19 protein-coding genes are annotated in these 21,056 nt (G+C 49.7%); 9 read left to right on the forward strand and 10 right to left on the reverse strand.

Going from position 1 to position 21,056, the window contains the following annotated elements; all coding sequences use genetic code 11:
* Positions 1–652: 652 nt before the first annotated feature.
* Positions 653–835, forward strand: coding sequence for a hypothetical protein (locus C8P63_RS17550; RefSeq protein WP_108026382.1), 183 nt, complete (start codon positions 653–655; stop codon positions 833–835).
* A 51-nt stretch (positions 836–886) separates the two neighbouring features.
* Here the strand turns inward: C8P63_RS17550 and C8P63_RS17555 are convergent, their stop codons facing one another.
* Entirely contained in the window at positions 887–1,105 is a 219-nt protein-coding gene (locus C8P63_RS17555; protein WP_146172205.1) for a helix-turn-helix domain-containing protein, read from the reverse strand.
* Between the two features lie 264 nt (positions 1,106–1,369).
* Between C8P63_RS17555 and C8P63_RS17560 the strand changes: the two genes are divergently transcribed.
* Positions 1,370–2,383 carry a hypothetical protein gene (locus C8P63_RS17560; RefSeq protein ID WP_108026388.1) on the forward strand — a complete coding sequence of 338 codons (1,014 nt, stop codon included), beginning with the start codon at positions 1,370–1,372 and terminating at the stop codon, positions 2,381–2,383.
* Between the two features lie 117 nt (positions 2,384–2,500).
* Entirely contained in the window at positions 2,501–3,541 is a 1,041-nt protein-coding gene (locus C8P63_RS17565) for a styrene monooxygenase/indole monooxygenase family protein (RefSeq protein WP_245921013.1), read from the forward strand.
* Between the two features lie 487 nt (positions 3,542–4,028).
* On the opposite strand, the gene C8P63_RS17570 is transcribed toward C8P63_RS17565, so the two are convergent.
* The 3 genes from C8P63_RS17570 to solA all read right to left on the reverse strand — a co-directional run bounded on the left by C8P63_RS17570 (position 4,029) and on the right by solA (position 8,456).
* Entirely contained in the window at positions 4,029–5,126 is a 1,098-nt protein-coding gene (locus C8P63_RS17570; RefSeq protein WP_108026391.1) for a hypothetical protein, read from the reverse strand.
* A gap of 191 nt (positions 5,127–5,317) precedes the next feature.
* Complete coding sequence (locus C8P63_RS17575; RefSeq protein ID WP_108026393.1) at positions 5,318–7,012, reverse strand: PucR family transcriptional regulator; 1,695 nt, start codon at positions 7,010–7,012, stop codon at positions 5,318–5,320.
* 316 nt (positions 7,013–7,328) lie between these two features.
* On the reverse strand, positions 7,329–8,456 hold the full coding sequence (solA, locus tag C8P63_RS17580) for an N-methyl-L-tryptophan oxidase (protein WP_211308310.1): 1,128 nt from the start codon (positions 8,454–8,456) through the stop codon (positions 7,329–7,331).
* Positions 8,457–8,638: 182 nt separating this feature from the next.
* Between solA and C8P63_RS17585 the strand changes: the two genes are divergently transcribed.
* A complete protein-coding gene (locus C8P63_RS17585) occupies positions 8,639–9,820 on the forward strand; it encodes a M24 family metallopeptidase (protein WP_108026397.1) in 1,182 nt (393 codons plus the stop codon).
* Between the two features lie 579 nt (positions 9,821–10,399).
* On the opposite strand, the gene C8P63_RS17590 is transcribed toward C8P63_RS17585, so the two are convergent.
* Together C8P63_RS17590 and C8P63_RS17595 are read right to left on the reverse strand one after the other, a co-directional pair.
* Positions 10,400–11,194 carry a cyclase family protein gene (locus tag C8P63_RS17590; protein WP_108026400.1) on the reverse strand — a complete coding sequence of 265 codons (795 nt, stop codon included), beginning with the start codon at positions 11,192–11,194 and terminating at the stop codon, positions 10,400–10,402.
* A gap of 180 nt (positions 11,195–11,374) precedes the next feature.
* Complete coding sequence (locus C8P63_RS17595) at positions 11,375–12,268, reverse strand: ADP-ribosylglycohydrolase family protein (RefSeq protein ID WP_245921017.1); 894 nt, start codon at positions 12,266–12,268, stop codon at positions 11,375–11,377.
* 289 nt (positions 12,269–12,557) lie between these two features.
* On the opposite strand from C8P63_RS17595, the gene C8P63_RS17600 reads away from it, so the two are divergent.
* Together C8P63_RS17600 and C8P63_RS17610 are read left to right on the forward strand one after the other, a co-directional pair.
* Entirely contained in the window at positions 12,558–12,992 is a 435-nt protein-coding gene (locus C8P63_RS17600) for a DUF4234 domain-containing protein (protein ID WP_108026406.1), read from the forward strand.
* Between the two features lie 694 nt (positions 12,993–13,686).
* Positions 13,687–16,917: a DUF3427 domain-containing protein gene (locus C8P63_RS17610; protein WP_211308311.1), complete on the forward strand. Its 3,231-nt coding sequence runs from the start codon at positions 13,687–13,689 to the stop codon at positions 16,915–16,917.
* Here C8P63_RS17610 and C8P63_RS17615 read toward each other — a convergent pair.
* The gene (locus C8P63_RS17615; protein ID WP_108026412.1) at positions 16,898–17,296 is read right to left on the reverse strand and encodes a (deoxy)nucleoside triphosphate pyrophosphohydrolase; all 399 of its coding nucleotides are present in this window, start codon (positions 17,294–17,296) and stop codon (positions 16,898–16,900) included. The two genes, C8P63_RS17610 and C8P63_RS17615, sit on opposite strands and share 20 nt — an antisense overlap.
* 545 nt (positions 17,297–17,841) lie before the next feature.
* On the opposite strand from C8P63_RS17615, the gene C8P63_RS17620 reads away from it, so the two are divergent.
* Together C8P63_RS17620 and C8P63_RS19655 are read left to right on the forward strand one after the other, a co-directional pair.
* Positions 17,842–18,489, forward strand: a complete 648-nt coding sequence (locus tag C8P63_RS17620) for a DsbA family oxidoreductase (RefSeq protein WP_108026415.1) — start codon at positions 17,842–17,844, stop codon at positions 18,487–18,489.
* A 271-nt stretch (positions 18,490–18,760) separates the two neighbouring features.
* The gene (locus C8P63_RS19655) at positions 18,761–19,090 is read left to right on the forward strand and encodes a hypothetical protein (protein ID WP_245921015.1); all 330 of its coding nucleotides are present in this window, start codon (positions 18,761–18,763) and stop codon (positions 19,088–19,090) included.
* Between the two features lie 89 nt (positions 19,091–19,179).
* On the opposite strand, the gene C8P63_RS20130 is transcribed toward C8P63_RS19655, so the two are convergent.
* From C8P63_RS20130 to C8P63_RS17640, 3 genes are read right to left on the reverse strand one after another with little or no spacing between them, the layout of a single operon-like run.
* Entirely contained in the window at positions 19,180–19,353 is a 174-nt protein-coding gene (locus C8P63_RS20130; RefSeq protein ID WP_425437335.1) for an IS3 family transposase, read from the reverse strand.
* A gap of 52 nt (positions 19,354–19,405) precedes the next feature.
* Positions 19,406–19,663, reverse strand: a complete 258-nt coding sequence (locus C8P63_RS17635) for a hypothetical protein (protein WP_108026421.1) — start codon at positions 19,661–19,663, stop codon at positions 19,406–19,408.
* The gene (locus tag C8P63_RS17640) at positions 19,660–20,271 is read right to left on the reverse strand and encodes a complement C1q domain-containing protein (RefSeq protein ID WP_108026424.1); all 612 of its coding nucleotides are present in this window, start codon (positions 20,269–20,271) and stop codon (positions 19,660–19,662) included. The genes C8P63_RS17635 and C8P63_RS17640 overlap by 4 nt, the downstream gene beginning before the upstream one ends.
* A 492-nt stretch (positions 20,272–20,763) precedes the next feature.
* Here C8P63_RS17640 and C8P63_RS17645 point away from each other — a divergent pair.
* Positions 20,764–21,056 (forward strand): MerR family transcriptional regulator (locus tag C8P63_RS17645; protein WP_146172207.1); only part of this gene is annotated, 293 nt, incomplete at its 3' end.

A 21,056-nucleotide genomic window follows, 5' to 3' on the forward strand; every position in this document is an offset into this window, starting at 1 on the left:
GCACCTCTCTTGTGGGTAAACTGTGGTGGGTTTTCCCATTATACAGGAGAGTGCTCTTTTTGTTTATCCGAAATTTTGGCTAATCAACAGGCCTGCCCTGCTGGGTAAAGTTTTCAATGTTCTCATCTCATTAGACGGGGGATCTCTTACCCAAGCTGATCTGATGCTTAATGACGGGGAACAGATTCTGATGGTTGGTGGTGGAGACTTAATAACAGTAGAAGGTTTTATGTAAGTTCAGTATTTTAAAGACAATTGGGACTTTTACATTCTAGTTATGAGACGTAGATATTACTATTGAAAAAGTTGGGTCCGAATTCCCGGCGAACAATAATGTCGAGTTTAATGTGGTCGAGAGTGTGTTTAATCATTTCTGCGAAAATGGGCAGATTTTAGAAACACTTGAATGGGAGTAATTACTTTACTGGAGCGCCTTAAGGCTGTCGAGAAACGACAGCCTGTCAATTTAGTATCCATTTAGGACCGGAAGAGGGGGCGCTGACCACCCACTTACCGTAGTCGGTAAAGAAAAAGCGGTACGGAAGTAGCCGCTTCCATTTGGTGTTACTTTCATATATACGGTTTATGTTCAAAAACGTTGCGAAGTTTCCAATCATCAGGGAAGGAGTGGAAGGCTCCGGGTGTTGACAGTATGATCTGGAGCCGGAACTGGTGGTGCAACCCCTCCCGGGAGATGGAGCGGATCGATCACGAGATCCGGCGGTTGGTGCAAAAAGAGGAACAGGATTCACTGCAAACGGAACCGCAACTGCTCCAGACCGAGATGGAACAACCTGCACGGGACAATGTGATTCCCATTCGGGCGAAAATGTAAAGGAAAACGGCCGGATTCCCATATGAATTCGGCCGTTTTTGTGCAGTGGATTTATTCCTCATCCGGCACATAATCGATGACCTTCCGAATATCGTCAATGCCCAGGGCATCCATGATCTTGGCTACAGCCTCTTTGTTGATCGAGGTTCTGGTATCACGGGCCAACAGGCTGATCGTCGCTTCATGAATCTGGGCTTTTTCCGCAAGTTCTTTCTGGGTCATGCCCATCTCTTTCAGGGTCTTGCGAAGCACCACGCGAACGGTTCCCAAGTTTCCGGCCCCTTTCTCTTCGAAATGAATCAATTCACAGAAATCATTGACCGATATTGGAAAAGGATATAATATTAGTTTATAAATTCATACATTCATTAATAAAAGCGGACAAAAAGAAGGCCCGGCGCGCCAACGCCGAGCACAGACAACATGTGTTACCTTCATCATACCGGAATCAAGCCGGGGATGCAAGGGCTTCCTTACATCTTTGTTTTTTCGTCTGTCGGCTTTCTGTGATCCGCGGAATGCGGAGGGAGAAAAGTGAATCGTGTTTTTTATGCCGAGATGGAGCGGTTGGCCGCTTTTGACAGTGTGGAGGAGTTCAACCGGTTCATTCGGAAGGTTCGTTATTTATTTGCGGACCGGCTGAACGGGACGGACCGGGAGCTGCTCGACTATATGAGCCGGTATGCCGTCAAGTATATCGGGGTGTTCGGGCAGAAGATCGCCACGATGGGACAAGCCTTGGAGAAAGGGAGTGCCACCGTGCGCCGCAGTCTGGCGAAAATGGAACAGCTGGGCATATTGAGGCGCGTTCCCTATATCCGCCCCCGAAAAGGGGGCAACGGGGCGAACCTGATTGTGTTCAACCCCGGAGCGGTACCTGAAAGCAGACCCGATCCGGCAAATGATCGCCCGGGTGATCGCCCGACTGATTGCCCGCAACTGAGTGCCCGCCAACACGGAGAAACACCGGAGAAGAAAAGCATTTCCACACAAAATAACGGGAGAAAAAATCAGAATCTTTATAATCAACCGGACAAAGTTCCGGTAAAGGAAGAACGTCCTACGTACAGGGACATTCACGGACAAGCCCCGTTCCATCCCGGTGAAGCGGTGATGGACGCCGGCTATGCCGGTTACAACCTCCCGCCTTCCTTCGCCCGGGTATTGGCCCCCATGGGACGATCCCCGCGCTTTGTATCCTTCGCCTGGTCCAAGGTCCGGCTGGCCCACCGGAAGAGCCGGCTTCGACCCTTTTTCGGTCTGGACACGGTGTTGGGGAAGAAGAGTGGATGCATCAGATCCTGCGTCGGACGAAGTCGGCCGTGGGGGCCGCCAAGTTCGGACAGATCCGCAACGATTTTGGAGCATTGCTGTACGGCACTTTGCTGCACCTCTTTAACGACATCGCGAAACCGTTGGAGATGGAGATGGAACACCTTCCCGGGTGAGTCAGATCCTCGGCAGTACAGCCCGAAGGTTTCCTTGAATGCCCTTGACTGCTCCAACCCCCATTGGGTCCTTTTCTCATCCTCCGTTACTTCGGGATAAGAGGCGAATGTAATGCAACTGGCAGATCTTCAGATTATTTGTTAATAATCGCAACATTTTGGTATTATTTTATCGTTAACAGAGTGGACCGTCTGAGACTGAAAAGGGGGAACGAACATGAAAAGGCGTGTGGGGATTATGGGTGGTGGATCCGCCGGACTGCAACTGGCCTATTCACTGAAGGATGAATTTGAAGTGACCGTTTTCCACCACCGTTCGGCAGACCAGGTCCGACAGGGACGGATCCTTTCGACCCAGGTTCATTTCGGCGGAACGTTGGAACGGGAATGCCGTTTTCACATGCCGGAATGGGATTCGGCGCCTCCCATCCACCACATCCATCTCACCATCGGGGACCAAAAGCTGTTCGTGGGAAAACTGGTCAGAATGGCTTCATCGGTGGACCAACGGTGGGCCTATGCCCGGGGTATGATGGATCTGGCTGAAAAGGGTGTTGATTTCCGGTTGAAGCGGGTGTACCGGGATGAGCTGGAATCGTTGGCGGGGGAATTCGATCTTCTGGTGGATGCTACGGGGAAATCCGGTCCCCTGGCACCTTTCCCCGTGCTGGAAGAGTGGACTCCCTTCCAGCGTCCCCAGAGGAAGTGCATCGTCGGCTATTTTAAAGGGGTCAAGCTGAATGAGCCGCCGGGGGTGGGAGTGACGGTGCTGCCTGGGGTCGGGGAAATGTTTGAAATCCCGGCCTTGACCGAGCGGGGTCCGGTGGACATCCTGTTCATCGAAGCCGTACCCGACGGTGTTTTGGACGCTTTTAAAGGGGTGAAGACAACCGAGGCCTTCACGGAGCGGATGGAAAACGTCACCCGCCGGTTTTTCCCCGAAATCCACGGCCGCATCGCCCCGGGAGAGTTTGGGTTGGTGGATGAAAACGCCTATCTGCAGGTGGCCCTCACCCCTGCCATCCGTCGGCCCTATCTCTCCGTGAACGGAACACCGGTCATCGGTTGCGGAGACAGCGTGTTCTTGAACGATCCGATAACCGGTCAAGGAAGCAATGTATCCTCTTACTGCGCCGAACAGCTTTATGAAACCCTGATCACATACCAGGTTGCGGAATGGGACGAACAAGTGGGTCAGACATACTGGGAGCGGTCCCAACCCTTCGTCCGGGCGGTAACCGAATGGACCCTGCCATGACCGGCCCGCTCCCGGAGCACGTCGTGCAGCTCTTGATGCAGGGGCGGAGGATCCGGCCATCGCCGATCGGGTGGCCATGTGGTTTGAGGATCAGCAATCGGCCCATGAAGCTTTTTTCAAAGCAGTTCAAAGTAAAATGGAAGTCCCGGGCTTCCATGATTCACTAAGCCCTTAGGAGTGCAACATCTTCAGAGGGACCTGAAAAAGGGAAGAGTCAATTGGGAATGATCAAGGAACACGACCGAAAACCGCCTTCAACCCCGGACTAGAATAACGGGTTGAGGCGGTTTTATCTGCGATCCTGTAAGGTTACAAAAGAACCGATTGGGAGGTTATGTGCAAAGCATCCATTTTCACCGATGTTGCCGGTGAAGCAAAAAGCTGTACGGAAGCGGCAACTTCCTTACAGCTTGTCAGCCCCCGGGTGAGGGACTTCCACTCTTGCACTTACCCGGTTCAATGAATTTCAACGCCGGGTTCGTTTACATTACGGATCGATTCGTATGTCACCGACGGTTGATTCATTGATGATTCGACCGTTGGGCGTCATGCCGACGAAAGAGATCGCCACTTTGTAATGACCGGGTGTTTCTGTGGGAATCACCGTTGTGATTTTTTTCTTGGAAAAAGTGTGAAACACGTTACGAACATTTTCCTTCCCGTTGAATCCCAATATCCACATTCCTTCCACCGAATGGTCCGTGTTCATCCAAGCGGTCACTTGTACGCCCGACCCGGTTTCGGACAACCGGTAGCGAAGATGCCGGATTGGTTCCTTAAGTCGTGTTTGCGTTACTTTTACGGGGTTTTGTGAAGGACAGTCTTTGTATTGGGTATTTGCTTGTACGACCAACGGAATCCCATCGATCTTTCCCTGCATTTTCACGTTCACATCAAACCCTGGTTCCAACTTCACGGTATGTCGGATTCCTTTTTTGAGACCGGATTTCCGCTGAACTTCGGATTCTCCCTCGTCCCACTCAGGCGGATTCAGTGGATAGGTAGTCACATTCCAGTTGCCCAGGGCGTCTTTGGCATGGGTCAATTCTGCCGTTAAGGTGTTGGCTTTACAGTTCATTCGAAGACTCATGCCGGGAACCGTCACGCGGTCTTCGGTCGTCAGATCCACCCTCTCCCCATCCACTTCTCCTTGGAACTGAACCCGGATGTGATAGGTCTGCCCCGTTTTCGGTTTGTCCTTCAGATCATGGCGGTAAAAGGTGGAATAGCGATACGCAGAAAAGGAACCTATTCTGGAGTAACCATCTTTCCTTCTTTTTTCGATCTCTTCTTTTTTAAAGACCTGTTTGTTTCCGTTCACCTCAAATGTCCAGTTGCCCGATGCTTTTTCCCCGTGAACGAGTAGGGCCTCGAGGTGAAGGGAAGGCCCCTCTCCTTCCCAAAAAAGGGTTGGTTTAAGAGCCAGTTTGTAATCATTCTTGGTTATTTCCTGATTCGGTTTTTCTGCCTCCGGTGGATGTTTCGATTCCTCGGTCATCCACCAACCGGCTGTAATTGCACCGAAAACAATCACAGCGACCAGGACCAAAAGTTTACGATGGTGGATGTTTTTACCTCTGAACATGCAAACCTCCTCACTGATACTTGCAATGCCTCTATAGTAATAGCTTAGCAAATTTTTCGACGAGGGAGATACATATTAAACATGTTTCTCCAACTGTGGAGGGTTTTGAGGAGCCGTCAAGGTTTTCTCACATTGAATATAACCATACACCGGCCATGTCCTTAATCCGGAAAAGCAGCAGCCGATTTGGTTCAGGTTTGGGAAATTCCTGTGTTCCAGAGTTTGATGCTCAGGTCCATCAGAAAAATATCGTCCGGATCCACAAGGGAGCGCCCGGTAAGCGACTCGATCTTTTGCAGTCGGTAATGAAGGGATTGTCTGTGTAAAAAGAGATCCCGGGCGGTTTTACTGATGTTTCCCCGGTTGCGAATGTAGACGGAGAGGGTTTTGAACAGATCCAGGCCCCGTTGTTGATCATAATCGATCAGTACGCCAACGGTGGACAACGTCATTTTTTGCAGATCCGGGTGATCGGCGAGGGACAGAAGGATCCGGAAGATATCCGTACTGGCATAGGTATGACGGTGTCCCGGGCCTTTTTGCCGGCGGCCGATGTTGATGGCGACCTGTGCATCCTGAAAGCTCTCATGAAAAGTCTTCACCCCGGCATGATTTTCACCGATCCCCCAGGACAGGACCAGTCCCGGCAGAGAACGTTGCACCTTCATCTCTGCAAGGTCGAGGAAGGCATCCACGCTTTCTTTCACATTGTTCATCGGAACTTCCAAATAGATGATAAATTGATCCTGAAAAAACGTGATCATGGTTTTCCGGTGAAGGGCTTTTGCCGCTTCATGGAGTTGCTTTTCCACAGAAAGAATACTGCCTTGCAACCAATGTTGATGGAAGAGTGGGTCCGGACTCTTTTGTTCCGCCAGTTCATTGAAGTTTTCGGGCAATCCGAGGATACATACATAGGGAAGCATGAGTTCGTAATCCAGGGCCTTGGCCTGGGAGAGGACCCGGTCCCAGGAATCTCGTTGCCCGGTGGCAAGATTCCAAACGAAATCACCCCGGAGACGCATCTCGGTTTCCTGAATCGAATATTCCCTTTGAAACCAAAGTGCAACCGACGTGACGGCATACTCCAGCAGTTGCTCTTCCGCTTTGCCGAGGGACGGGTCTGCTGAAGTCCCGTCGGGAAGCGAAAAAAGCAAATACCCTTGAATTTTATGGGCGGATCGGATCGGGACCAGGAGGGCCGATTGGTCTTTCAACATAAACCATCCGGCATCGGTTTTCGGTGGATATTGGGGGATGGGAAACGGGTCCACGGTCAAAGGACCGGATAGTGACCGGGAATGATGGCTCCATTTCGTCACCAAACCGCTGCTGTTGGAACTTTCCCCCTTGATCCTGCCTTCATGATCGATGATGACAACCGGTCGCCCCACCCTCTGATAAATAATTTCCACCGCTTCCGAATAATCCGCGCCTTCCAAAAAAACCTGGAGAAGCTGTCTCTGCATCTCCTCCGAGCGTTCCAACACGATTCGGTGCCAGTTGTTCAATTTACCCAAAATGGCTTGCGTGATATGCGCAAAGCGAACATTCCATGGAATTTGGATCATCGGAAATTGATGTTCTTCAGCCAACCGGAGAGTTTCCGGGGGGATGTCAAAAATATAACATCCCGTTGCAATTCCGAGCGCGGCCGCTTTGGAGTCGATGATATCCTGCACAAATCCTTTGAAAAGAGCGGGGTCGCTGCCGCAACCAATGCCGGTGGTGAGGACGAATTCATTTTGACGTTCGAATACATCGACGGGCGCCTCAATAATGGACACCAACTCCACCGGTTGGTTCGGCAATCGGGGTTCCGCCGTCAATACCTTGGCGGTGTTCAGTTCGTTCAGTTCCATGACCTCTTTCATGGTAATCGACATGTCATCCCGTCCCTTCCATGGAGCTCCTCATGAAGGACGACAAGAATGGGTGCTCCGACACCCTGCATTAAAAGTGTTTTGAAAAAGTGAGTGGCAGCATTTACCCAAAGCCGCTCCGGCTGCTGTCCTGCATAGATGGTTGCACTGTCCGCTCATCCTGCTGCGGGCAGGGGCAAACGCCTTCGGATGCAACACAGAGAAGCTTTTGCCCCTGAACGCCCTTGCAGGCTGATTCTCCGCTGGGCAGGACAGCAAAGTCGCTATTTTGGGTAAACGCTTCCCCTTTTCTCAAAACGAACATGAAATCACAACGCTTTTAAAAACGGGTTGGGCTGAACATGCGGATGTCAAAATCGGTCTGACTTTCGATGGCGAGATCCGCTATGATCTCCCCCAAAATGCTGCAAAACTTGAAACCATGCCCGGAAAAACCGCCGGCCACGAAAACATTTTGATAGCCCGGATGGGGACCGAGGACAAAGTGCCCATCGGGGGTATTCGTGTACAAACACGTGTCCACGGTGACAGGGGTCTGATTCAAAAGGGGAAAGCGACGGGCGACGAGCCGGCGGAGCTCTTCCACCTCCGCCAATGAGGCCTGCCGCGGCAAATCATCCGGTGCCCCCTTCAATCCTCCCTGATGAACCCCCACTTTCGTGCCCTCCCCGTTGAATCCCGGCAACCCGTAGATGTTCAACTCCTTTGTACAATGCCATACGAAAGCCGGAAATCGGCCGGGTTCAAACATCCGTGGGGACTCCGCGGGTTGAAACCAGGCCGGTACCTTTCGTTCGACCTCCAGCGGTACGGTGAATCCGAACAGCTGAGGATTCCAAGCGCCGGCCGAGAGCACCAACCGTTCGGCCTGATAAACGCCTTTCTCCGTATGGACCGTGACGCCTCCGTTCCTCGCCGTCCATTGGAGGACCGGGTTACGGGTTTGAATTTCCGAACCATGACGGACGGCTGCGGTGAGGTGGGCCTGGATACAACTCTCGGGAAAGAGCACACCCGCCGCTTCTTCGTATACGGCCACCTCGTCGCGCTGAAGGAGATAGGCCGGGAACCGTCGGGCTGTATCGGCAGCGGTCAGCATTTGATACGGCAATCCGTAACGTTCGGCACTGAGGACAGTACTTTTTACGATGGGGCAGTCCGGGGGCCCAATCATCAACCCACCGACTGGGGCAAATACATCTTTTCCGGTTTCCCGCTCCAATCGCTTCCACAGCTCGCAGGATTTTTGGGCCAATGGAACGTAGGACGAACCTTCCAGATAAGCCTGTCGGAAGATCCGGGTATGACCGTGGGAGGATCCCAATGAATGGGGCGGATGGAACCGATCCACACCCAGGACACGCTCTCCCCGTTTCGCCAGATGATAAGCCGCGGCGCTGCCGATTCCCCCCAGCCCTGCCACAATGACGTCATAAACGGCGTTCAACCTCACCATCTCCTTTCCCATTATTATGGGAAGCATAAAAAAGGGAGTCAGGCATCTCAATTATCCGATTTGTAGGAATTTGAACTCCGTGGTTTCTTACACATTGTGCAATGGATCCTGTTTCTCCATCTGAAGTACATTGAAATTAATCTTCGACACCCTGCACGGGAGGTTGAATTTCCTTGAGACAAAGAGCGGATTTGCCGTTTGCCATGGAGGAATATGAACGGAGAATGAACCGGGTTCGGCACGAAATGGTGAAAAAAGGCCTGGACGTTCTGATGGTGACGGGGCCGGAAAATATTTTTTACCTCACCGGCTTTGAAACCACGGGTTACGTGTGCTATCAGGCTTTGTTCATTCCGCTTGACGCCGAGCCTTTCATGATTACCCGCATTTTGGAAGAAACGGGGGTGCAGGCCCTCAGTTGGATCGAAATCACCCGGCCCTACCGGGATGATGAGGATCCATGGGTCCACACGCGCGATGTGTTGGAGGAATTCCAACTTCATACGAAAAGGATCGGGTATGAACGGGATTCCTGGTTTTTCACCCGCAGTCAACAGGAACAATGTTTCAACCTGTGTTCGCAGGCCGCCTTCATCGATTGCTCCGGGTTGATCGAAGGGTTGCGGGTGATCAAATCGGAACCGGAACTTGAGAAAATCAGGGAAGCGGCACGGTATGCCGAGACAGCGGTCCGGGTGGGGATCGAAACGACCGAGGCGGGTATTACGGATAACAGTATTTCTGCTTCGATGCATTATGCCATGATCAAGGCCGGGAGCGATCCCCCTGCCGTTCCGCCTTACATCGCCACCGGCCCCCGTTCCGCCATCGGCCATGCCACCTGGTCGGGGCGAACGCTACGGATCGGGGATTGCGTTTTTCTCGAACCGGCAGGATGCAAACACCGCTATCATGCAGCGTGTATGCGTACCGGTTTCATCGGGGATCCCACCCCTTCACAGCGGGAAGCGGAAAAAATCGTCAAAGAAGCGGTCGAAGCGATGGTGGACAGGATCCGGGCAGGTGCCGTTGCAGCAGAGGTGGATGCGGTCGCCCGCAGGATCATCGGCAGCAACAAGATCGGCCTCCAACAGCGGGCCCGGTCCGCATACTCCATCGGTCTCGCCTTTGCACCCGGTTGGGATGAGGGGGCCATCTTCAGCTGCCATCCGGGAGAAACACGGATCTTGCGGGAAAACATGGTCTTCCACCTCATTCCATGGGGGTTGGTCCCCGGCCAATTTGCGATGGGCCTGTCGGAAACCATCCGGGTGACGAAAACCGGATGCGAAGTTCTCACCAACCTGCCCCGGGAAGTATTTGTCAAGGCACCGGTAAGATCTCTGCCTGCTTAAGCTCTTGTCACGCTGCAGTCACCATTTCCCAAAACTCTTCAAGGCGGTTGATCCACAATAAACACCCCGTCAAAGGTTCGGCCGCAATGGATCAAACACGTACAACAAAAGTAAACCCACTGTACTCCTGTGAGGGGAGTTCAGGTGGTAAATGATAGAATTCCATTGGGCAAGGAAAGAACGTTCCAGTTTCACTCCCGAGTCGTCATCACCCGGTGAAAGGGGGTGAGGCGATGGCATGGCAAGATGTTGCCGGTCTGTTGACGGGAGTCGCGGTCCTCGCCGTGCTTACCCAGGTCATACGGCTCTTTCTGGACTGGAAACAGTCCGGAATGAAGTAGATGCTGATGATCCCGTTCCGGAATCCGGTCAAATAAAATGGCTGCGTTAAAGCGGCAACTTTAACGCAGCCACCGGCCCGGTAAGAGGGATCCGGTATCCCTACAACGTTTCTTTCCTTGCCCTTATTATAGTACCCGTTTCAAGGAATTTGAATCTTTTCAAACGGGGTTGTCTTTTGGCTGACTCATTGCATTCCCGGACAAGATCGGGATGCCCCCGTTTTTTTAGACCTGGCCCTCACATCTCCTCTTCCAGGATGGCGACGACCCGACTCCAGCCACCGCTGGCATTGGCCACATTGATCGGGAAAGCACACACTTGAAAGCCGAAGGGTTTCGGAATCTGATCCAGGTTACACAGTTTCTCTATCTGGCCATACTCTTTGTCCCTGCCGACCAGATGGGCTTCCCAAAATTGTGTTTTTCCTTCTTTTGCTTCTCGGGCCATGACGTCAAAGGGACGGTCCAGCCCCCAGGCGTCAATTCCGATGAGCCTTACTCCCTGATCCAGCAGCCATTCGACGGCAGACTTCGTCAGTCCCGGTTGTTTGAAAGGATAGTTGGGGGTTCCGAACTGTTTGGAGGCTCCTGTATGCACCAAGACAATATCATATGGCTTGATTGAATACCTTATGCGATCCAATTCCTTTTGCACATCCAAGTCGGTAATCCCTTCACCGATTGCCTTGTGTCGCATATCCAGGACCACACCATTTCCATAACACCAGTGCAGCGGAACTTGATCGATGGTCCGGGCGGGTTTGCCGCCACTTACAGGACCATAGTGGTAGGGAGCATCGATATGCGTGCCGGAATGAGTGGAAAGTGTGACCTCTTCCACGGCCCATCCCTGTCCATCCTGCCAATGTTCTTTGCCGATTCCCAAAATTTTTTCTGTAACCGAAACAGATTCCTCGTGTTTGGAATAGTGAATTTCATGTGGATTAAGTTCATAAGGACGTGTTGCATTGTCCAGCTGATCGCTTAAGTCAATAAGGGTGATCCGCTTGCCGTTCCTTTCAAATGTCTCCATACTGCCTCCTTAATAACTGATCCAAGTATCTTTCGGGAGTTTTCAACCCGGTATTCCTGTGTTTCCCTTCTCTTTTGAAATGAGCCTTGCGGGTGTGGTCCATTGTCAGCAGCATCTCCGCCCAAGCAGTCTGTCTTTTGTGGCAACCTTCTATGATTGGGCCCTCTTCATCATCACCGTTCAACGTCCTTCGCTGAGAGCGTACAGTTTTTGTGCCAAATCTTCGATCGTCTCCCGCCAAAGAATTTTTTTCTTGAAGCGGTCCGGGATGGCTTCATATCCGTAGTGAATGCCGGCAAGGCTCCCGGCGATGGCTCCGATCGTGTCCGAATCCCCTCCGGTTCGGGCCGACCGGATGACCACGTCTTCGAAGTTGTTTTCCTCCAGAAGGATGGTGATGACCCACCGGTAGGTGTTGTATACATAGGCGTTGGAAGGAACGGTGTCAAAGGTGGTCGGAGTGGTCAGCATGTCTTCATAAACGGTTCCGGAAAGGTGGGTATGAAGGCTCTCCTTCAGATCGGCTCCGTCTAACAGATCCAGCGCGATCCGATTGTGCAGGACACAGGTGTTGCATGCCAGTTCCCCGTTGTGGGTCATCATGGATTGCTTGTGGGAGACCTCCGCCACCTTCTTCGGGTCGCTCCGGTAGGCCAGTGCCACGGGAATGCAGCGCATCACCGAACCATTGCCATCCCCTTTCCCTCCCATGAGTTCCTGTGCCCGCTTGGAGGCTTCAAACCAGTCATGGGTGTCCATAAAACTCCGAATGGCTCTTCCCACGGTTGCCCCGCAGTCGTTGATATAGTCCGAACAGTACCAGTGGATGAACTCTTGCCCGATTTCATCGTAAGGGTCATTCGGGTTTTTCAGAATGCCCTTGGCCACCGCAATGGCCATATAAGTGTCATCTGTCACTTCCCCGGCTTTCAAGCGAAGGGGTCCCCCGCCAATGATCTCCGTCATATCCCCATAAATCCGCTCAATTTCATAGTACCAAGCCCCTTCCGTTGTACCACCCAAAGCATCACCCACGGCCTTTCCCATCATGGCACCCAAGTACCGGTCCAACATCTTCACGCTGGAAACTCCTTTCCCTCGCTTACTTTTTGTTCGGCTCAAAATGTTACCGGAATATTACGTAACTTCTTTCATTTTACTACAGGATGAGCCGGGCTTACAGATTGGATCCCTTTGTTATCAGCCAACCAATTTAAAAAGTTATTGTGCATATTATCACCACTTATAAGACAATAGGTTCTTACGTTATTACAGTAAAAATGGACTTAAAACGCGAATTTTTTTCGAATCAATTGAAAGGGGGGTGAGGAGAATTCCGGTTAAAAGAACCTCGGTGATTTTTATGATGGGAATGACCTTCTTGACGCTGGGGTATTATCTTGTCTACTGGCTGTTTACTCGACGAAAGGCACTCAATCAGTTGCACTCCAATCGAAAAGTCTACATGGCCATTCCGGTTCTGTTCCTTGTTGTGTCGCTCCTCTGGGATGGATCGGATTTTATTGTCTGGGTGATGGAAGGATTGGGTAAGGAGCCATTGTTTCTGCGGGACTTCTCCGATTTGATGAGATTGTTGTGGTGGATACAATATCTGGTCATCGTTTTTTATCTTCGCAGGTTACTGTTGGATCATTTCAAAGCGATCGAACAGCCGTTTCACATCAGTCGGGTGCTAACCTTTTTCTTTGGGGAATGGCATCTCCAAGGCTGTTTGAACAACTATCATGACTATATCAAGGAAAAGAAGAATGACGCTGAATCTTTGAGCGGGAGTTAACTCCTGCTCTTTCACCCTAACCACTATGGTTACGCCAGTTCTCCCCAAATTTTCAAAAAGGAGAGGGTTTTCTTGGCCAAGCTTCGTTGGGACAAGTTACCACAGGGAGAGCCCCAAAACACATGGGGATCCAGATGGATCACCGTTTGTACCCTTTGATCGGATGATGGAGCTGGAAGGGTCCCGTAAACGACGAAAAAAGCACAACCAGTGGGATTCAATAAGGCGGGAAATGCGGAACACCCCCAAACGAATAAAAGATCAAAAAGGAAGTCAAAAACCCATCAAAGTGTTATTGAGCCGAAAAGATATTGAATGGAGCAGGGTGGATGATATTTGTGAGGTCTTGGCGAACCGAACAACAATTAACCAAAATATCATCCAAAAAATGCTTGAAGACTACCAAATAAGTCGCAATTTTACAACTATCCCATTGGCGTAGCGGAAGTTCTTGTGAAACACGGAGCATTTCTTTTGGTTCGGATGGTGTCGGTAGACCAAGCGGCCCTCTATGGTCGGGTACCCCTTCAGTTAATCCGAGAACAAGCCATGAAACGGTACCATTTAAAATGCGAAAATGGATATGTGATGTGTTTTAAATGAGCTATATGGACCGAAACCATCACTCTATTTCGAATAATGAAATAGATGGTGGCTTTTTTCACCATGACTTTTACATAAAGGATGATTGATTTTGCCATCAAAGAAAGGCATCTACGAAGAATTATTCGTATCAGGGAAGGACTATCCGGATCAACAAGCCATCCATCCCCTCAACCCCAGTGATTACGTTCAGGCCCTGATCCATCATTCCGCACGTCAGTTGGAAGAGAAATTTCGGGAGCTGGCCGATCAAGCGAAGCATAATGAGATTGTAGATTTGACCCATGAGATCAGCCAAATCCTGAAGTTGGAAGGGGAGACCCCTCTTTCCCTTCCGTTATCCACGATTTTGTATCGTTATGATCAGCAGTCGCTACCCTTTCAGCCGGATCAGTTTCTCTCCAAAATTGATCTGATCTCCAATGATCAGCATCGGATGAAGAACTTTTTTAAGTCTCTTAAGTTTGAAATGAGCACAGCCGATGGAGCCGATTGGATGGTCAGTTTTATTCGCATGTCTGGCCTTCAGCTACTGATTCGACCGTTACAGGAGTTTCAAGCCAGAGGGAAGCGTCTCCGCATCCTGACTTCTCTTTATATGAATGTGACGGAGCCGAAGGCTTTAAGGAAGCTGATGGACTTTCCGCAGGTGGAAGTCAAAATTTACGATTCCGGACAGGAGTCTTTTCATACCAAGGCCTATCTTTTTCATCGTGATTCCAAACTGAATTCGATCATCCTCGGTTCTTCAAATATTTCGCATGCTGCCTTATATAACGGGCATGAATGGAATGTTAGGATTCCCGATGCCACTTATTTGCCGGTCTATCAGCAAGCGAAGGAAAAGTTTGAGGCGAAGTGGGAAGACAATCGATCGATTCCGCTAACCGAAGAGTGGATCACTCATTATGAACGGATCGTTCGGGAACAAAAGCAACGTGCGGCTCCTTTTATAAAGCTGGATGGAACATCGTCCCAACAGGGGTGGGGAGAGCGAATCGCGGAATCCAAGGGGGACTATGATGGAGGTATGGCCAGTGAATCGGAACCGGTCATCTCACCTCAGCCGATTCGACCCAATGAAATGCAGCAAAAGGCGTTGCAAGCCTTATGTCAAACCCGAGAGAATGGTCAAGATAAAGGGGTGATCATCGCTGCCACGGGGACCGGAAAGACCTATTTGTCCGCTTTGGATGTTCACCATGTTCAACCGCAGCGACTGCTTTTTCTCGCCCATCGTGAAGAGCTCTTGGATCATGCGAAGGAAACCTTTGAAGCCGTCTTTCAACGAAAAGATCTATGTGGGAAACTGACGGGACGTGAAAAGGAGTTGGATCGTCGATTTCTCTTTAGCACCGTTCAGAGTTTGAGCAGGGAAGAGATCCTGCAATCATTTTCCCCTGATGCTTTTGATTACATCATCGTGGATGAGTTTCACCATGCCCAAGCGGCCACGTACCGAAAAGTAATGGATTACTTTCAGCCCAAGTTTTTGCTGGGGTTGACGGCCACACCGGAGCGGATGGATGGGCAAGACGTGTTGCGCCTGTGTAATCACAACGTCGTTTATGAGATCCGGTTGCGGGATGCTCTGGATGGTCAGCTGCTGGCTCCGTTTCATTATTTTGGGCTTTCGGATCAGACCGTGGATTATGATGAGATCCCGATGAAAAACGGTGGCCTGGATGAAAATAAACTGGTTCAAGCTCTCAAGACCCATGAACGGGTCGACTATGTGATTCACATGATCGATACCTATGGTTATGATGGCGAACGAATGGTGGGGTTGGGATTTTGCGCCACGGTAGAGCACGCCCGGTTCATGAGTGAAGAATTCAACCGAAGGGGATACCATACCACCGTGTTAACGGGGAAGGACACTCCAGCACACCGACAAGAGATGATTGCCCGCCTGGAAAATGATCAAGATCCACTGCAAATGATTTTTACGGTGGATATTTTCAATGAAGGAGTGGATATTCCTAAGCTGAATTTAATTCTTTTTTTGAGGCCTACGGAATCTTCCACCATCTTCATTCAGCAGTTAGGACGGGGGTTGAGGAAGGCGGAGGGGAAAGAGTTCGTCACGATTTTGGATTTTATCGGGAACTATCAAAAATCCTTTATCGTACCCCTTGCCCTATCTGGGGAAGCCAACATCAAGGCCTTTGATCGGGATTCCCTTCGAGTGGCCGTTCAACATGAATTTGCCGATTTGCCGGGTGCCTCCTATGTGGACCTTGATCCGATCTCTCGGAAACAGATTCTCAATAAAATCGACCAAATCCGTATGAATGCTACCGATATGTTGAAGAATTTGTATCAACAATTTAAAAAGGATTTGGGACGCTCACCGGAAGTACGAGACTTCCTGTATACAGAACAAGCACCCAGTTTGCATTTCTTCATCCATAAGTACCATTCCTGGGTGAAAACCAAACAGAAAATGAATGATCTCAATGCCTTTGATCAACAGTTGGTAGAAGACCCCTATGCCCTGGAAGTCTTGGAACGGTTGGAGAAGATGCTCCCTCTAAAATGGCCTTATGAGATGGTGGTTCTGGAGAAGGCATTCACCCAGGAGGTCGTCTCTCTCGAGGATGTCTTACGTCAGCTTCAATACCGTTTTGGTATCCAACCGGAACGCGAAACTCATGAGGGATTGATCAAGAAAGGGATGGAGCGGTTATCTCAAACCTATAAAAAGCAGGCGTGGGCTTTTGGTCGTGTGGATGGCGATCAGTGGATGGTGGATGATGCGTTTCGGAAGCTGATGGGTCAACCGGGGATGAAGGAGTATATCAAAGAACGGATCGAGTACGGAATCATAGAGTATCGACGGACTTACCAACCCGAGCGGTTTTTGGGTAAGGGAGAGCGCTTGATTCGATATCAAAACTACACGAGGAACGACATTATCTTTCTTTCGGGCTCATCCGCTCAGGAAGGGTCGTGGAGAGAAGGAGTGGCATCGGTCGACAACCATTACTTTTTGTTCATCAACCTGAACAAAGACCAATCTCTCTCCGAGCATCTGCACTATAAGGACTACTTTATGGACCCGTCCCATTTCCACTGGCAAAGCCAGAATCAGACGAGTCATCAATCCAACCGAGGGCAAGATTATATACATCATAAAGAAAAAGGAATACATATCCACTTGTTGGTCAGGAAGTTCAATAAAATGCATGGCATGACACTTCCTTTTACCTACCTTGGCGAAGTGGATTATATATCCAGCCATGGAGATCAGCCAATGAACATCAAATGGCGATTACACCATCCGATTCCTGAAGATCTGTTTAACGATTTCGTTCGCTGACGAGCTTTTCAACGGTGGGGAGATCGGCCGGTGCCCATTGGAGAGAAGATAGGTCATGGAGGGAAACCCATTGAAGCTCAGCGTGTTCTTTGGCTCGGGGTGTGCCTTCCACGATCCTTGCTTCATATGTACATAGGTGGATGATGATGTTGGGATCGAAATGTTCCACATCTTTCACCAGATTGTCCACCTGAATGAGACAACCCAGTTCTTCTTCAATTTCACGAACCAGGGCTCCTTCTGGCGTTTCTCCAGCTCTCATTTTCCCACCGGGGAACTCCCATCGGTTGGGAAGGGACATGGTGGGTGAACGCAGAGCACAAAGGATCTGATTTTGTTCGTTTCGGATCACAGCCCCTACAACATCAATGGTTTTCATAAGCAGCTCCTCTGTTTTTGTTGTATTGTAACATGATTAGAAAAACGGCGAAGCCTGAATGGTTCGCTGTTGTTTTTACTCTTCATCCGGCACGTAACTTCCGAATATCGTCAATGCCCGGGGACCGGGGGATCCTCACCGACTCCCTTTCGATGAAACGATGGCACTCCGAAACGAACTGCCGATTTTGTGCTTTAATGACGGGATCCTTAGAAGCGTTGTGATTTTATGTTCGTTTCGAGAAAAGGGGAAGCGTTTACCCAAAATAGCGACTTTGCTGTCCTGCCCAGCGGAGAATCAGCCTGAAAGGGCGTTTAGGGGCAAAAGCTTCTCTGTGTTGCATCCGAAGGCGTTTGCCCCTGCCCGCAGCAGGATGATTCGGAGCGGACAGTTCCTACATCTCTGCAGGACAGCAGCCGGAGCGGCTTTGGGTAAATGCTGCCGCTCACTTTTTCGCAACGCTTTTAGGGCGTGTGGTTGGATATACAAAGAAGCCCGGATTATACTGAAGGTGAAAGAGCAAAACCCGGGAGGTGTTCCGAAGGATGTCTTTGAAGATCCGCGTTTATTCCGATTATGTATGTCCCTTTTGCTTTCTGGCGAAACAACCCCTGGAAGAAACGATCAAAGGGAAAGAGATCGAAGTGGAATGGATGCCGTTCGAGTTACGTCCCTATCCGAATGAAACGTTACGCCCGGAGGGGGAATACCTGCAAAAGACGTGGAAACAGTCTGTTTACCCCATGGCGGAACGCATGGGTGTTCCCATTGTTTTGCCGAAGGTATCACCGCAGCCATACACACATTTGGCCTTTGAAGGGTACCAATATGCGAAGGAGAAAGGGAAAGGGAAGGAATATAATGATCGCGTGCTTCGTGCCTTTTTCCAGGAAGAACAAAACATCGGAGATATGGATGTGCTGACAAAATTGGCAGGTGAAATCCGGCTCGATGAAACAGAATATCGGGCAGCCCTGGAAACAAGGAAATACAAGGAGGCCCACCAAAAAGCGTTGGATCATGCTTATCACGAAGCAAAGATCACAGCAGTGCCCACTTTTATCATAGGAGATACCATGGTCAAAGGAGTTCGTTCGAAGGAAACACTGGAACAAATCATCAACGAAGAGATCCATCGCCAAAATCCCGGTACATCCACGGAAGGTAAGGTCTGTGACGTCGATGGCTGCTAAGTGAGCCTTTTGCAGACTTCAAAACCCTTGAGCAGCGAGGTTCTTAAGGCATAGAAAAATTTCTCTCTGATCTTTGATGTGAGAACGGGAAGATCCTATTCTCTCCAAGATCTTTTCAAACCCGGGACGGATTACAGGCAAAAATTGAACCGGATGATCGAAGCAGAGATATCAAAGAGCGCCAATACGACCTGATTGAACCGTATCCCGGCGTAAAACCGAACCAGGATTACTATATTGGACCGACAAGAGTCTGGTCATCTATTTTCAGTTGTATGAGTTGTTGCCCTACGTTTTCGGGTTTCCATTTTTTCCAATATCAATTTATCATTTGTCGGGCATCCTCGATGAGGAAGGACCCTTGGGCAGAATGCTGCAAAGCCATAACATCCTGCCGGGGAGATGTGCTTCAACCATCGAGGCCCGAAGACACATATACAGGACAGGGAACCCGGCATGTCTCTTCCAGGCTCCTGATCCAGTTGGCAACACCGGATGTTTGCGTTTTACCCGTGTGAAACCTATCCATGGGATCCCTTATGCTTTAGATATGAACGGTGATGGAATTGCCTGTAATAGTGAGTATGATTTTAATTATTAAACCTCATATGGCATAAAAAAGAGGGGTGAAGTTATCCACCCCGAGGATCCTGGTCAAGCCCCCATTGTAGACACCCAGAAAAAACCGGGTCAAGCAACGAGTTGACGTCTGTACTCTACAGGCGTCAACTTATTTAATTTCAACTGAATCCGTTGTTCGTTGTAAAATTGAATGTACTCTTCAATACACCTTTGCGTTTCGGTAACATCTTGGATACCATGGAGGGCTTCTGTTTTCAAGTGGGAAAAGAAGCTCTCAGGCATTGTCAAAGCAATTGCCTCTCCGCGATACCGGGTGTTATGGCCACCCGGTCAATCATGTCTTGGTACGCACGGGATGTGACTGGAATCCTCTGTCGCTGTGGAGGATGGTTCCGGACACATCCTTTCTTTTTTGAATCGCTTGTTCCACCGTCTGAAGCACCCGAGCATTGTCGTTCCGCGTGCTGATCTGAAAAGCCACAATCTCGTTGTTGAACAATCCATAATGACGGAAAGGTAAAGCCATTGATCTCTCACGGGAATGATCGGTCACCGATTCTTGGTTGGGAGCAATGCTTAAAAAGTTCTTCAACTGATTCTGGCACCTTCAAAACGGGTGAGAGAGCGTGCATCAGCGAAGGGAGTACCATTAATATTCCCGGCTCTGCTGCTTCTCATAATGACATCCACTACATTATTAGCTTGTAACTGTTGTATGGCGGACACGCTGATGGTGCTTTCTCCGCCAGGGAAAAAGTCAAATTGCTGAGCTACAACAGTGCCATTGACTTGAATGAATATCTGTACAAAATATTGTTGTCCCGATGCTGGCGTGGTAGGAAAGAATTCAATACTGGCAAACAATGAATAGACTCCGCCTTGTTGTGGAATAAAATTCCCGGTTGCGGTATTATATTCCTCGTTAATATCAAACTGTTCAGACGTATATAAAACCTTAGTGAAAGTAAGATCACTCACTGGTTGCGGTCCAATTCGAAAAGATGCAAAAGCCGAGTCGGTTTGTCTGATCTTTGTTCTTAGACCCGTTGTTTTCCACCCTTTTCGCCCTTTTGAGGGTAACCCTTTTGAAGGTAGTGAGAGCCTCCCTAAACTATTTTTTCCCGGTGTGATCGATGGGGCAAGAATAGGCCCTGGACGATAAGCCCCCTTTTTTCTTCGAATCTTGTTAACAGGTCGCAATGCACTTGTCCTCCTTCGGCAATCTGCTTATCAAACTGCAGAAACCCCGGTTTCTCATCGGAAGGACTGTCGAACGCGATTCCGATTAACGCGTCATCTCTGATATCCTATTTAGTTTTTCCCTGGGATGTTCTGGTTCATAGTCCAGCTCAAGTGCCTGTTTTACCGGTGACCCCACTCATCTTTAAGGGTATAAATATCTCTGGAGAAAAGGAAAAATCCGAGGAAATACAGTGGAACATCCAGTGTAACGACAAACTTCGAAGGCGGCCTCGAAAAAGTACTGATCGTTCTTTGCCCGTTGATGTATGAATTCATACACGTCTTCTTTGGATCTGGGTTTCATCCGAGAATATAAATGAGTTTTTGTTCAGGATAGTACGAATAAATTAACCGGTGGTTTATCAATTTTCCTAATTAACATTAACGTAACATAATTTACGTTTGCGTTAATTATCTTTATATTTAAACCCAAGAAGCGGGAGGTTGTCTATGAATCAGGAGAAATCTGTGATCCGAGAGTATCTGATCTCCGATCTGGTACAGGAGTTTCAAATCAGTCCGAGGACGATTCGATATTATGAAGAACTGGGGTTGATCCATCCGAGGCGGACGGCGGGGAATCATCGGATTTATTCCCATCGCGACCGGGCCCGAATCAAAATTATTCTGCGAGGGAAATTGCTGGGGTTTTCCCTTCAGGAGGCGGCTTCTTTACTCCGGCTTTACGAGATCGACCCCTCCCGGAAGCGTCAGTATGAAGAGGGGATCCGTTATGCTTACAA

The organism is Melghirimyces profundicolus (assembly GCF_003054245.1).
Lineage (GTDB): Bacteria > Bacillota > Bacilli > Thermoactinomycetales > DSM-45169 > Melghirimyces > Melghirimyces profundicolus.